The organism is Massilia sp. P1_C10 (genome assembly GCF_056406475.1).
Window position 1 is genome coordinate 168,411 of the sequence record NZ_JBFUAC010000003.1, and the last position, 13,374, is coordinate 181,784.

The following is a 13,374-nucleotide window of genomic DNA, read 5'->3' on the forward strand; positions in this document are numbered from 1 at the left end:
GGCGATCCGCTATGACACAAGTAGCTTCTTCCAATCCGTTTTCCATCGTCATCCAGCCACCGAGGGCAGGCTCGCCTGTGCCTGCCTGGGTGCCGCCGGCTGGCTATTTCGCCGATGTCCCGATGCTCAACATGCCCCAGGATGTCGCTCCCGCCGTCTTGACCGGCGGCGAGAGCGGAATGAACGCGCCTTTTATTTTGTGGGGCGGCAGCGCCTTTTTGCGCGATTTCAGCCCACTCGGAGCGCAGGTTTATTACTCAGGCGGCCATGAATCAAGCTCGACAGCGCCGAATATGCAACAGACCTTGATCTGCGACTTCACGACTTTGCGGTGGAGCACCGCGAACCTGCCGCTCGCGCCAAATCCCTCGAAGTCATTCGGGACGGACGGCCTGGCTTCAGACGGTACTCCCTACTGCCCGCATAGCTATCTTGGCTTGCAGGAAATTCCCGCAGGATGGGGGGGCGGAAAAAGGGGATCGTTGGCGTCTTTCTTTTGGGGAGGCAGCAATTTTGCGAACAAAATTAACGTTATGGATGTATCGCACGCGACGATGGGTTATTCCCAGCTGGCGTCCGTGCAGCCTGAAAATGACGATCCTACCAAAATCCGGTTTTACCAGAATGCGCAGGGTGGCAACTATCCAGTTACGGTAATGGATGAGAAAAGGCAAGGCTGGTGGGCCACTGTCAATGCCGGGAGCCAGTACACTCTCTTTATCAGCAAGACAGGTAGGATCAGCCAGTTCCCCGCGCTAGGTGGTAACCTGCAGAGCGGTTCGATGGTGCTGTGCGCTGCTTTGGATCTTTTGATTGTCATCGACGGGGGATATCCAGGGGGCCCGTACGGCAGCAACGCATATCGGACCTTATTTATCCGCAACCTGCAGACTGGCGCGATGAGCCGCTCACTCACCGAAGGAATCGTCCCGTCACTGCATGACGGCTACAGCGGTGAAACAAAGGACTTTTACCGGCCGAACATGATGGGCCTGCAGTGGGTCGACGAACTCGGATGCATCGTCGGTCTGGACGAGTCGGTAAATCCACCTGTACTGGTAAAACTGAGTCCGCCAGCGACCAATCCGGATACCTTGCCATGGACCTGGAGTACAGTGGCGCCCCTGAGCCATTGGCCGCACGACGTTGGCGGGCAGCCAGTATTGCAATCGTCACTCAACGGGGTTTGGTCGAAACTGCGCTGGATTCCGTCACTACAGGCGCTGGTGTATGGCACCGCCAAGGATCGCCGCCCCCAAGTTGTCCGGCTGTCCTGAACGGGCCGACACCGCGGCGGCAGCTAGGCGCCGCCGGGGCGCAGCATCAGTTTGATATCGGCCAGGATCGTGCGGTTAAGCATCAAGGTCATCAGGATATAGGCCGCCGCCCCGGCGGCTATTTCGATTGCCAGCAGCACCGGCGGCTTGCTCACGGTGTGGAGCAGGCTGCGCACCAGCCAGACCGACGCATACATGACGGTGGCGCAGACCAGCGGCAGCGCCAGCTTGGCGGCGAGTGCCTCGACCGATAGTCCGACCACCGCAAGCATGCGTTTCAGGTTGATGAACAGAACGAAGGGGTAAGCGCAGACCCACGCAAGCGAGACGCCGACCATGCCCCAATGGGATCCGGCAAAAAATGCAATCGGCATGACCAGGCAACCAAGAATCACGTTGTGCAGGCCGACGTCGGGCCGGCCGACCGCATCGGTCACGGTGGGCAGGAAACCGGCTATCGCGCGGAAAGGCATGACCAGGGTGAGCACCTGCAGCGGCAGGCTGGCCTCACTCCAGCCCGGTCCTAGCAACACCGCGACCAGTTCGGGCGCCACGCTCGACATGCCCCACAACACCGGGAACGCGACAAAGCCGATCAGCCGGAACGCTTGCAGCAGTTGCGAGGCAATCACTTCCCGTTCGTGCTGAAACCGCGCGACCGCGGGAAACACCACCTGGTTCAGAATTGCCGACACCCGTTGCACCGGCAAGGTGGCCAGGTGCATCGCGACCGAATACATGCCCAGCACATGCTCGCCGAGCACGCGGCCGACGATGACGGTGTCCGCCTGGCTATAGAAAAACCATAAGAAACGCGAGGCGGTCACCTGGCCGCCGAACGACAGCACCTGGCGCATCCCGCTGGCCGAGAAGCTGGGAAACACTCGGAACGGAGCAGCCAGGTTGACGGCGATCATGCGAGCCAACATCCCGGCAAGGTTACCGCAGACCAGCGCCCAGATGCCGAAGCCTCCCAGCGCCAGCGCTAGCGTGGCGAAACTTGCCAACACAGCGGTCCCCAGCTCGATCAGGGAGCGCCGCTTGAATTCCAGTTGCCGTTGCAACAGCACGTCGGGGATCACACTGAACGGGCTGATCAGGAACTGCAGCGACAGCACGCGCACCACATCGACCAGCCGGTCTTCCGCGTAAAACCTGGCCAGTAGCGGGGCAAGCAGGTTGAGCGCGCCGAACAAGGTCAGGTTCACCAGCAACACGATGGCGAATGCCTGGCTCAATTTCTTTTTGCTCACTTCGGCCTGCTGGATCAGCGCCGGTCCTAGTCCCGCTTCGGCAAACATCCCCAGCAGCGCCAGCATTACCGTGGCCATCGCCAGCAGTCCGTAATCGGACGGCGCGAGCAGTCGCATCACAAATATCGTGATGCCCCAGGTGATTACCTGGCCCGCGAATTTCGCGCCGGCGGTCCATTTCAAGCCGCGATGTACCTCAGTCTTGAATTTCATAGGGCGCAGCGGTGGCGTTGTAAGGAACGACAAATTGAGAACAAGACTGGCTCACTTCGAGTAAAGAGGAACGGCGACTTGGGAATGCCAAGCAGAAAAAATTTGAAGGGAGCTTACCATGTAATTTTGCTCAGTGGATTCACGCGGACCGTGATGAGTGTGGTCAATATGGCACCGATTCGCATATCATCCATCGCGCGCGGCGTCGGCAAATTTTTTTTGCGGCCATAGTTTACGCTTAGCTACAGTACTTAGGGCAATGACAACTTTCCGTTGACCGTGCGCTGCACCGCGGCCATACTGGTCGGAAATGCATTGTCGAATACCGGTCCGGCATATTGTCTGCCTCGGTCCGCCGAATTTCAAATTTATAAATGAGGGACGCACGTGAGAATTTCAGTTTTCGGCTTGGGCTATGTGGGCGCGGTGTCGTGTGGATGCCTGCCCGAACTGGGCCATGAGGTGATTGGTGTCGACACCAATCCGCTCAAAGTCAAGATGATCAACGATGGCCAGTCGCCGGTCGTGGAAGAAGGCATCAATGAGCTGATCACCAAGGCCGTCAACGCCGGCAAACTGCGGGCGACCCACGATGTCGAAGACGCGGTACTGAATTCCGACATCTCGTTGATTTCGGTGGCAACGCCGTCCAACCCCAATTATTCGCCTAACCTGACCGCGGTCGATGCGGTGGTGCGTTCGATCGGCGCGGTGCTGCGCAAGAAGAACGGCCCCCACGTCGTCGTGCTGCGCAGCACTGTGCAGCCCGGGATGACGCAAGAGCGCATCCTGCCGATCCTGCTGGAGAGCTCGGGACGAGAGATCGGCGACAACCTGGCGCTGGTGTTCAACCCGGAATTCCTGCGCGAAGGCAGTTCGGTCAAGGATTTCCACAATCCGCCGCAAACCGTCGTCGGCAGCCTGGGCGAATCCGGCTACGTGGCGATGGAACAGATGTATGCCGGCCTGCCCGGCGCGTTCGTGCGCACCACCACCGAGATTGCCGAGTCGGTCAAATACCTGTGTAACGTGTTCCACGCCCTCAAGATCGTGTTCGCCAACGAGGCCGGCTCGGTGCTCAAGGCCTGCAACCTGGACGGCCGCGAGGTGATGAAGATCTTCTGCCAAGACACGCAACTGAACATTTCGGCGGCCTACCTGCGTCCCGGCTTTGCCTTTGGCGGCTCTTGCCTGCCTAAGGAAGTCAAAGGCTTCCTTACCATGGCGCGCGACCTCGACGTGCCGATTCCGGCGCTGTCCGCATTGCTCGACAGTAACGAAGCGCACATCAAGCGCGCCTACGACATGATTGCTCGCGACGGCCGCCGCAAAGTCGCCCTGTTCGGCCTGGCGTTCAAGCCGGGGACCGACGACATGCGCGATTCGCCGCTGGTCGCGCTGGCCGAACGCCTACTCGGCAAGGGGTTCGAGCTGTCGATCTTCGACCGCTTCGTCAAGATCAGCCGCCTGCTCGGCAAGAACAAGGAATTCATCGAACATGAAATTCCCCACCTCGACCGCCTGCTGGCCGAAACGCCGGAAGCTGTACTCAAGGATGCCCAGGTGATCGTGATCGGCCATGCCGACCCGGAAGCGCGCCAAGCCATCATTGCCCACGCGGAAGGGAAACGCATCATCGACCTGTCCGGTTATGCCGACTTGCGCGACGCCCCAGCCGCGCAGTACGAAGGCATTTGCTGGTAATGGGTACCCGGCCGCGCCTCGTCTTCATCTCGCCCGTCTTCCTGTTTCCCAACGACGCGGGCGGGAAGATCCGCACCACCAACATCCTGCGCGGTCTCAAGGGCGGCGCTTTCGACGTTACTCTGCTCAGCCCGGCGACGCCCGAACAGATGCGTCGCTGGGCGAAAGAGCTCGACGGCGTGTGCGCCGAATTCATCGCATGGGAGCCGGCTCCCGTGCGCGCGAAATGGCTGCGCGCCATGGACCTGGCGGACGAACTGCCGATCAACGTGGTGGCCGACCGCACAGCGCAAGGCATGGCAGCGGTGCTCGCGGTTGCCGCACGGCCGGACGTTGACCTGATGGTGTTCGACTTCGTGCACTCGGCGGTCCTGCGCCCGCCAGCGCTGCGCTGCCGCAGCGTTTGCTTCACGCACAACGTCGAAGCGGAAATTTTTGCCCGCCACGCCAGCCAGGCGCGCGACCCGCTGCGGCGCTGGATGTGGGCGTCGCAGCACAAGAAAATGGAACGCTTCGAGCGCTCGGTGCTGCGCGAATTCGACGCGGTGGTCGCCGTATCGGAACGGGATGGCCGGTTTTTCAAGGACGCTTACGGCGTGGCGGAATCGCACGCGATTCCCACCGGCGTCGACCTCGAGTTCTTTCATTTCAGCCCACCGCCGCCGGTCGGCCCCGACACCCCGCCCACGGTGGTGTTCACTGGCTCGATGGACTGGGCCGCCAACATCGACGGCATCGAATTTTTCCTGAGCAAGGTATGGCCCCTGGTCGTGGCAAGCCGACCCGAGGCGCGCTTTCAGATCGTCGGCCGCAATCCGCCGCCCGCGCTGCTCGCCCGCGCGCAAGGGTTGAAGAACGTCGAGTTCACCGGTTTTGTCGACGACGTGCGCACATATGTGCACGCCGCGCACGCATTCATTATTCCGCTGCTGGTCGGCGGCGGCACCCGCATCAAGGCATTCGAAGCGATGGCCATGGGCTGTCCGGTGGTGTCGACCGCGATCGGCATTGAGGGCCTGGGCGCGGACAAGGATCAGCATTACCTCGAACGCGACGATCCGGCCGAGATGGCCGGCGCACTGCTGGAGCTGATGCGCGACGAGCCGCTCAGGAACACGTTGGCGCGCCAGGCCCGCAGCCTGGTTGAGGCGCGTTTCGGTCATGAAAAGGCCGCGCGAGCGTTCGAACAAATTTGCCTCGACGCACTTGATGCGGCCGTTGTGAATGAGGCACTACCGGTTCTTTGATCGCGTTGCAGAGTTTGTCGATATTTTTTACACAAGCTCGGCTATATGCGCGCACCGATTATCCAAGCTCATGATTTAAAAGCAAATTTTTTATTGGCTCGATCCTTGCTTTCCAGTTCATGACCAACATTGCAAGCATGTTAAGGAGCGCTACATGAAAGCTGGCCAATCAAGAACCGGTTTTGCCCTGTTTGCTGTCGCCTTCACCGCGTTGATGTTCATCGTCAAGCCAGCAGCAGCAGACCAGTTGTTCTATTTCACCTTTTCGGGCGCAACGGTCTCCGGCGCCGGCACCTTGACCGCCAGCGACAACGGCGACGGGTCATTTACCGCCATTTCAGGCACCGGCACCCAAACCGTGAATGGCGACAGCAACACCCTGACGCTCATCGCGAACCCGGATGCCCCCGCAGTTCACACCGGTGACAACTTTACTTACGACAATCAGTTATTTCCAAGCAACTTTCCTCTCATCAGTGACGCGGGCCTTCTGTTCGCCAGTTCCACGGGCGAAGTCAACCTTTTCAGCGTGGTAGGAGATGGCTACGTATTCCTGAATCAGAACCAATTCAGCGAGTCGATCACATTCACCTTGTCCGATACCCCGCCGGTGCAAGGTGTTCCTGAGCCCGCTTCGCTCATTCTGGTTGGCATCGGCCTGAGTGTATTGGCCGCACGCCGCCGCCGATTGTTGTAAAACGTAGGTACCCCACTTCGACACTGCCCGCACGATGCGGGCATTTTTTTGCGTTCGCCCCTTCTTCCCCCGCAACGGGAAACCCCTCTGACTGAGCGTGGTTTCTCGACAACTCCAGCCCGCTTTTTTCTTGAATTTTAGATACTACACAAAAATATTTGCGTTACATCAGAGCAACTTAAGATTATTTCGCGAAAGTTTGATGGTATCGTGCCTCAAAGCATTAACGTACTTGCCGGAAACGATTCGGCCGATATAGTCAAAAGGCTCGGCCAGGTCGCTTCCCCTTCCCTCTTGGAAACAAGACGGCGCTTGACCAGGTATGCCTGGCCTGTACGACCCCTCATTCAATTGACCAGTCGAAGTTTCGACTCTTTGCGGATTCTATTCTCAGCCATGAAAAAACTTGCCCTTGCCAAAGCCGGTGTGACCAGCCTGTTCAAAATCGAGCGTCTCCCTTCTGAATGCGTGTTGCCGCGTCGCAGCTTTCTCAAATACCTGGGCGCCAGTGCCGGTGGCCTCGGTCTGCAGGCATGCGGCGGCAGCGCCGTTCCGGAAACGCCGAACGCAGGCGCGGCCGATCAGCCAACAATGCTGCTCGGCTCGATTACTCAGTCCGGCACATTGCCGATCTGGAGCCCGGTGCCGACCTTGACCTTCACCGTCGGCGCCCCCGCCAGCATCTCGATTGCCCCGTACGTCACGTCGAAAACCGCGAGCGAGATGCGCATCAGCCTAAACTCCGGCACGCCACCGGCCGGCGTCACCTACGACGCGATCAAGCAGACGTTTAACTATGACGGCGTCGGCACGCTCGGCAATTCCACCGGGCTGGTGATGTACGCCAGCGCGCTCAACAGTCTCTCGCAGGTGGCGTCGAATCCCTTTGGCATTAGTATTTCCAACACCTTTGGGGCGTTCCAGCTGTTGTCTGCGGCCGGCGGTACCAACCTGCCGTTTTCGATCGGGTATGCCTGCAAAAAAGGCGATGTACCGACCGGCACTTTCGTCGCGACCAGCATCCCGGGTGCACAGGTGGTTGCGAAGAACTATTGGCCGGACGGCTCGCTGAAGTTCGCGACGATTTCGGGTCGCGCCACGCTGAGCCCGGGCGTCGCGCGCGCGGTGACGCTAAGCATCGGAAGTCAGGCCGGCGGCGCAGCATTAACCACCAATGATCTAAAAGCGACCGGCATGACCGCTGCAGTCGACGCTGCGGGTATTGGCGCTGCAGCCTGGGCAGCGACCGATTGGACTTCACCGTTCATGAATTGGATCGCCGGCCCCCAGATGAGTTCGTGGATTTACCGCAAGCCGATTGGCAACGACCCGCATCTGGTCGCCTGGCTCGAAGTCCGCTTGTATACCGGCGGCGCGGTTGAAGTCTTGCCGTGGATCGAAAATGGCTACCTGAACGTTGCAGGGCCGGTGAACAAGAACGCGGTTTATGCCTTTTCGCTCGGTGGCACCAAGCGCTTTAGCGGCGCGATCGATCTCCCTAGCCACTGCCGTACGGTGCTCACGTCCGGGACAGTGTTGAGCCATTGGCTCGGCGCCCCTGTCGACGTGGTCGCGACCCACGACAAAGCCTATCTGCAGGCGACCCAACTGGTACCGGCCTATCGCGCCAAAGTATCCGCCACTGCACCGGCGTGGGCCTCTTTGGCAAAAACCTACACTCCTCTACAGCAGGGCGATTACTCCCCTGAAATGGGGATGACCGGTTATCACGGCGCTATCGGTCTCCTGCCGGAATGGGATGTGCTGTACTTGGCGAGCAACGATGCGCGCGCGTACGCTGGTGTCATTATCAATGGCTATAGCGCTGGTCGCTTCGGTACCCATTACCGCGACGAAACCACCTTACGACCACTGAAGTTTTCCAGCTACCCCAACCTGGTGGCAAATGGCGGCAGTGGCACTGGCATTTCCGACACTGGTGGTTCGACCAAGAACACCTTCACTCCAGCAGTCGCCGGAACGCGCCCGGCTACCTGGGATACGCCGCACCACCCATCGGTGGGCTTCACTGCGTATTTGCTGACCGGTCGATTCTATTTTATGGAAGAAGTGCAGTTTAGCGCTACGACCAACTATCTAAAAACCACTGATTCGGCCCGGCTCTTTGGTACGGCCGTGATTAAGTCGAGTTCCGCCAACACCACACGAGGAGCTGCGTGGGCAATCCGCACCCTCGCCCAAGCAGCTTGCGTCACGCCGGACGACGACAGTGCTTTGCGGGCAGAGTTCATCGGTTCCCTTGTCGCCAACGTTGATTTTTACCACGCAAACTATGTAGCGAAGCCGAACAACCCCCAAGGGATCGTCGAACCTTTCTCAAATTATGCTGCGGGCAGTGGTACGTATACGACGGCTACTTGGCAGGAAGATTTCTTCACCGCAGCAACCGGTTACGCGCTCGCCCTGGATATCTCCATGCCTGCTGCGAGCAAGAACAAATTGGCCGCATTTTTTGCTTGGAAGGCTCAAAGCATCATCGGTCGACTCGGCGGAGGCGGAGCCAATGAGTACCTCTATTGCGACGCAGCCACCTACACGATGGCGATCGCACCGTCCGAGAAACCTGACTTTGCAACCGGCGCAGGTCCGTGGTATGCGACTTGGGGCGACGTCTATAAAGCGACAAAAGGCGTGGCTAACCCGGGCGTGGGAGGTGCGCTGCGAGGTGCATACTTTCCTGACCCAACCAGCTATTGGGGTAATCTGCAGCCAGCAATTGCCTATGCAGTTCAGCACAACGTGCCGGGAGCGCAGGCTGCTTACCTGCGCATGGTAACGGCGCCAAACTGGGGTGATATTGTCAGCGGTTGGAATCAGGCGCCCGTGTGGAGCGTGATGCCAGATCCGCTCGCCGTTCGCGCCGCGCCAGTCACGGCGCTGCCGACATGGGTGCCGCCTGTAGGCTACTTCGCGGATGTTCCGATGCTGAACAATCCTCAAGATGTCACACCAGTGCTGTACAAGATCGGTGGGGGGAACGACAGCTTTTACATGAACAATCCTTTCGCCATCTGGGGCGGCAGCGCCATTCTAAATGACTACAGCCCGTTGGGCGCGCAGGTTTATTACGCTGGCGGACATGAATCCTCGGCTTCCCTGCCAAATGTCCAGTTCTCGCTTATTTGCGACTTTTCCACATTGCTTTGGAGCACAGCCAATGTGCCCGCCGCAATCAACCCCGCAGGCTCATTCGTCAACGGTTATGCGCCCGACGGAACGCCGTATTGCCCACATACCTATCTGGGTCTACAAGAGGTACCCAAGGCATGGGGCGGCGGGCCGAAAGGGTCGCTCGCGTCGTTCTTCTTTGCGGGCGGCAATATGGAAAACAAAATTAATCTGCTCGACGTTTCGCGCGGAACCAACGGATATTCCGTGATGTCAACCCGCCAACCACAGAACGTCGACCCCTCGAAGATCCGGTTTTCCGCTACCACCCAAGGCGGCAACTATCCGATTACGGTGATGGATCAGGCTCGACAGGGCTGGTGGGCATGCGTCGGTGGAACTATTGACTACCTCTTGTTTATCTCAAGGGGCGGCACCATTACTCAATATCCAGCTTTGGGCGGCAATCTTCAAAGTGGCTCTTTGGCGCTCTGCAGTTCATTAAACTTGCTTGTCGCAATTGACGGCGGCTATACGGAGGGTCCTTATGCAAGTAATGCATTTCGTACCTTGTACATCCGCGACCTTATAACCGGTGCGGTAACGAAAAACGTCACCACGGGAACTGTACCTTCGCTTACCCAAGGGTACGACGCCAGCGGCGCTCTGGTTTATCATCATCCCGACGTAATGGGTTTGCAATGGGTAGATGAGCTAGGTTGCATTGTGGGTTTCGATCAGACGACTGTTCCACCATCCATTGTCAAACTTACGCCCCCATCTGTGAACGCTGCGATTGCGGCATGGACATGGAGCAGAGTGCCGCTCCTGCATTGGCCGCAGGATGCCAATGGTCAAACAACGTTGCAGACTGTTGAGAACTATTGCTGGTCCAAGTTCCGGTGGGTACCTTCGTTGCAAGCATTCGTCTACGGCTCCGCGAAGAACCGCAAACCGCAAGTCATCAGATTGGCGTAGCGGCCCGCTCGAGCCGGGACTTCCCCCCGGCTCGAGCTTAGTCCGCCTACGCGTTTTAATTGGCTATGTCTCCGCTAAATGTGGGAAAAAGCCAATGGCTGCTCGCTGCATTGTCTCGGGTGAATCAACAGTGCGTCGAGCGCCCAAAGCCATCCCAAATAGTTGGGCAGATGATGCGTTGTGACTCCGTGAAACTGATCCCCCCCGAAACCGACTGTGGTAGGCATTCACGTTTTGCACATGAACAGCTCCCTTCAATCGAATTTTTTTCTTAGATTGATGGCTTGATGGGAAATGCCCGCGTCGCGTGCAAAGTATCGGTACGAAGCATTCCCACCCGAGACTAGCAGTACATCTTCGGCTAACATCAGCGATAAAGCAGCGGCGCAATGGGGCCTTCGACACCGGGTCTCGCCCAGTGAAACCAAGCGTTCGTCCAATTCGGTCGCGGCCAACCAGGACACATATCTGCTCTTTCGAAGTGCCACGCTGACTGGCCGCGCCGCCTTACGCGGGTCCCGCTGAAAGTTGCGTGCCGCCTTCTCTGACTCGAGAAAGTAGATCTCGTCGGCTTCTACGATTCCGCTTAATCGTAAAAGCCTGTCGGTTTTAGGAAGGGTCAAAAATCGATGCCGCGAACGAAAGCTGGTATTCCTATGGTTTCCCACTGCCGCAGCGGCGCGGCCCACTGTGGTCGCCATAAGCAGGCAGCCCATGTAGTCTAGCCACTCGCTCTTGTGCCTTAAGCGGGCCGGCGGCTCCCAGTGAGGCGTTGAATGTATTCGAGCAGACGATGCAACGAAATCTCTGAAGTCAATGGGCTTGTCCATGTCGATGAAACCTCTTCTATCGGCAACGAGAACATTCCAAGCTCTCCGCACCAGCCCTTTCAACGACGTCCGCGACTCTGATTTCCGCTCAACCATGGCTTAAAAGTGTAGTAACTTTATGCATCTGCTGCCTAGTCAACGTGCTCAACAGCTCGACAAACTTTTCAAAGGAATGCGCATCCATGGCGGTTCTCCGGAGGTTCGGTCTCTCTTCATTCAGACCTGCTTCATCCGGAGTAATTCAGCACTTAGCGGCAACAGAGCCTTGTAATTGCTCATGCAATAACGCCACCGGCGCGAGTTGGTGCGACGGTGTCGCCTTGCCGCGCACGTAATAAAATCAATGAGGGATTGGTGCGGCTGGCGGGGATCGAACCCACGACCCTTGGCTTCGGAGGCCATGCAACAAGCAGTAAATTTCTGTTGATTAATATTTCACTTACTTGACATCATATATAAAACAAAGACTTATGAAAAATCCTATGTTGATCGTTGTCACTGCCGATTGACTGGGTTACAATTAATTCCCTACACAGCCCCTACACGACAATGAAGTGGGAAAATTTTACTGCCGGCCGCGTTAACGAGTTCAAGTGCGCCGAAGGCAAGACGCAGAGCATTTTTTGGGATGGAAAGACGCCTGGGCTTGGCGTCAGGGTAACTGCCGGAGGCGCCAAGTCATACGTATTCGAGAGCAGCCTGAACGGTAAAACGATTCGTATCACCATCGGCAACACGAAGACCTATTCGGTCGCCGAAGCGCAGCAGGTGGCGGTTGCATACAAAATGCAGACTAACATGGGTATTGACCCGCGGGCGGTAGCGGCAGATCGCGCTGCGGGCGAAGCCGCCAAGGCGGTCGCCATTGAGACCGAACAGCTCGCGCGGGCCGAAAGCGCCGCCCTTGAGCGTAACAAGCGTGAGCTGATCGCCCGCGAAGCCTGGGACGTATATCTAGCCGCGCCCCACCCCAAGTGGGGCGATCAGCATCGTGCCGATCACGCTATCGCAGCCAGTCCTGGTGGAGCAACGCCAAAGATCGGGAAAAAGATGACGAAACCAGCTCCCCTTGCCGCCTTGCTCAAACAACCGCTGCATGCGATTACGGCACGCACGGTCCAGGAGTGGCTTCAGGTCGAGTGCGCAACTCGCCCGACATTCGCACATAACTCCTATCGAAAGTTCCGCACATTCATCCGGTGGTGCACAAAACAACCGCAGTACAGTGAGGTGGTTCAGGCGGATTGCTGCCTTGCCGACGAGGTCAAAGAAATCATTCCTGAAAATAAGACAAAAGATGGCGACAGCCTTCAGCGCGAGCAGTTGGCAGCGTGGTTTGCTGGAGTATTGCAAATTAGCAACCCGGTAATCGCCGCCTATCTGCAAGGACTGCTCATTACCGGAGCGCGCCGGAACGAACTGGCGATGCTGCGATGGAGCGACGTGGAGTGGAACCCGAGCTGGAGCAGCATTACGATTCGCGACAAAGTGGATGGCAAGCGCACCATCCCTCTGCCGCCCTACCTGATGCAGCTTCTGACGCGGCTACCGCGCCGGAACGAATGGGTGTTTAGCAGCCCGGCCGCAGAGAGCGAGCATATCACCGAGCCGCGCATAGCCCACACGCGCGCGCTCAAAGTGGCGGGATTGCCGCACGTGTCGCTTCATGGGTTGCGGCGTTCGTTCGGTACCCTGGCAGAATGGGTGGAAGTGCCCAGCGGGGTCGTAGCGCAGATTCAAGGACACAAACCTAGCGCGCTCGCGGAGAAGCATTACCGGCGCCGGCCGCTCGACTTGCTGCGGATGTGGCACGTCAAGATCGAAGAATGGATGCTGGGTCAGGCGGGGATCGTCTTCATGTCGGAACCAGCCGGGTTGAAGGCGGTGGCATAGCGCGGTGGGGAGGAACAAGGTCGCCCGACTCGGCAATCTCGGGCGTTGCTACTGCTACAGTGGCTACTTCCGCTACAGGTGGCCATATGTTTGGCTTTGACGTAGCGGGGTAGCTGAAATAGCAGTAGCGCGACCGGCACCGGCCGGTCGCTT

7 protein-coding genes and 1 pseudogene are annotated in these 13,374 nt (G+C 58.4%); 6 read left to right on the plus strand and 2 right to left on the minus strand.

Features of this window, described 5'->3' with window-relative positions:
- The first annotated feature begins 11 nt into the window (after nt 1–11).
- Nucleotides 12–1,277 carry a hypothetical protein gene (locus AC1D02_RS08430; protein ID WP_477315668.1) on the plus strand — a complete coding sequence of 422 codons (1,266 nt, stop codon included), beginning with the start codon at nt 12–14 and terminating at the stop codon, nt 1,275–1,277.
- Between the two features lie 23 nt (nt 1,278–1,300).
- Here the strand turns inward: AC1D02_RS08430 and AC1D02_RS08435 are convergent, their stop codons facing one another.
- A complete protein-coding gene (locus AC1D02_RS08435) occupies nt 1,301–2,743 on the minus strand; it encodes a lipopolysaccharide biosynthesis protein (RefSeq protein ID WP_477315670.1) in 1,443 nt (480 codons plus the stop codon).
- Nucleotides 2,744–3,130: 387 nt separating this feature from the next.
- Between AC1D02_RS08435 and AC1D02_RS08440 the strand changes: the two genes are divergently transcribed.
- The 4 genes from AC1D02_RS08440 (at nt 3,131) to AC1D02_RS08455 (ending at nt 10,498) form a co-directional block, all read left to right on the plus strand.
- A complete protein-coding gene (locus AC1D02_RS08440; protein WP_477315672.1) occupies nt 3,131–4,447 on the plus strand; it encodes a nucleotide sugar dehydrogenase in 1,317 nt (438 codons plus the stop codon).
- Nucleotides 4,447–5,694 carry a glycosyltransferase family 4 protein gene (locus AC1D02_RS08445; protein ID WP_477315674.1) on the plus strand — a complete coding sequence of 416 codons (1,248 nt, stop codon included), beginning with the start codon at nt 4,447–4,449 and terminating at the stop codon, nt 5,692–5,694. Before AC1D02_RS08440 ends, AC1D02_RS08445 begins: the two co-directional genes overlap by 1 nt.
- A 154-nt stretch (nt 5,695–5,848) precedes the next feature.
- The gene (locus AC1D02_RS08450; RefSeq protein WP_477315676.1) at nt 5,849–6,391 is read left to right on the plus strand and encodes a PEP-CTERM sorting domain-containing protein; all 543 of its coding nucleotides are present in this window, start codon (nt 5,849–5,851) and stop codon (nt 6,389–6,391) included.
- A 396-nt stretch (nt 6,392–6,787) separates the two neighbouring features.
- Entirely contained in the window at nt 6,788–10,498 is a 3,711-nt protein-coding gene (locus tag AC1D02_RS08455; protein WP_477315678.1) for a hypothetical protein, read from the plus strand.
- Between the two features lie 63 nt (nt 10,499–10,561).
- Here AC1D02_RS08455 and AC1D02_RS08460 read toward each other — a convergent pair.
- Nucleotides 10,562–11,335, minus strand: a pseudogene (locus tag AC1D02_RS08460) (IS1595 family transposase); the annotation flags it as partial.
- Between the two features lie 542 nt (nt 11,336–11,877).
- On the opposite strand from AC1D02_RS08460, the gene AC1D02_RS08465 reads away from it, so the two are divergent.
- Nucleotides 11,878–13,221: a tyrosine-type recombinase/integrase gene (locus tag AC1D02_RS08465; RefSeq protein WP_477315680.1), complete on the plus strand. Its 1,344-nt coding sequence runs from the start codon at nt 11,878–11,880 to the stop codon at nt 13,219–13,221.
- The last annotated feature ends 153 nt before the right edge of the window (nt 13,222–13,374 follow it).

Bases quoted from the DNA above. Each gene is read 5' to 3' on its own strand.
- AC1D02_RS08450 (WP_477315676.1), top strand. From the start codon at position 5,849: ATGAAAGCTGGCCAATCAAGAACCGGTTTTGCCCTGTTTGCTGTCGCC.
- AC1D02_RS08430 (WP_477315668.1), top strand. From the start codon at position 12: ATGACACAAGTAGCTTCTTCCAATCCGTTTTCCATCGTCATCCAGCCA.
- AC1D02_RS08455 (WP_477315678.1), top strand. From the start codon at position 6,788: ATGAAAAAACTTGCCCTTGCCAAAGCCGGTGTGACCAGCCTGTTCAAA.
- AC1D02_RS08435 (WP_477315670.1), bottom strand. From the start codon at position 2,743: ATGAAATTCAAGACTGAGGTACATCGCGGCTTGAAATGGACCGCCGGC.
- AC1D02_RS08445 (WP_477315674.1), top strand. From the start codon at position 4,447: ATGGGTACCCGGCCGCGCCTCGTCTTCATCTCGCCCGTCTTCCTGTTT.
- AC1D02_RS08465 (WP_477315680.1), top strand. From the start codon at position 11,878: ATGAAGTGGGAAAATTTTACTGCCGGCCGCGTTAACGAGTTCAAGTGC.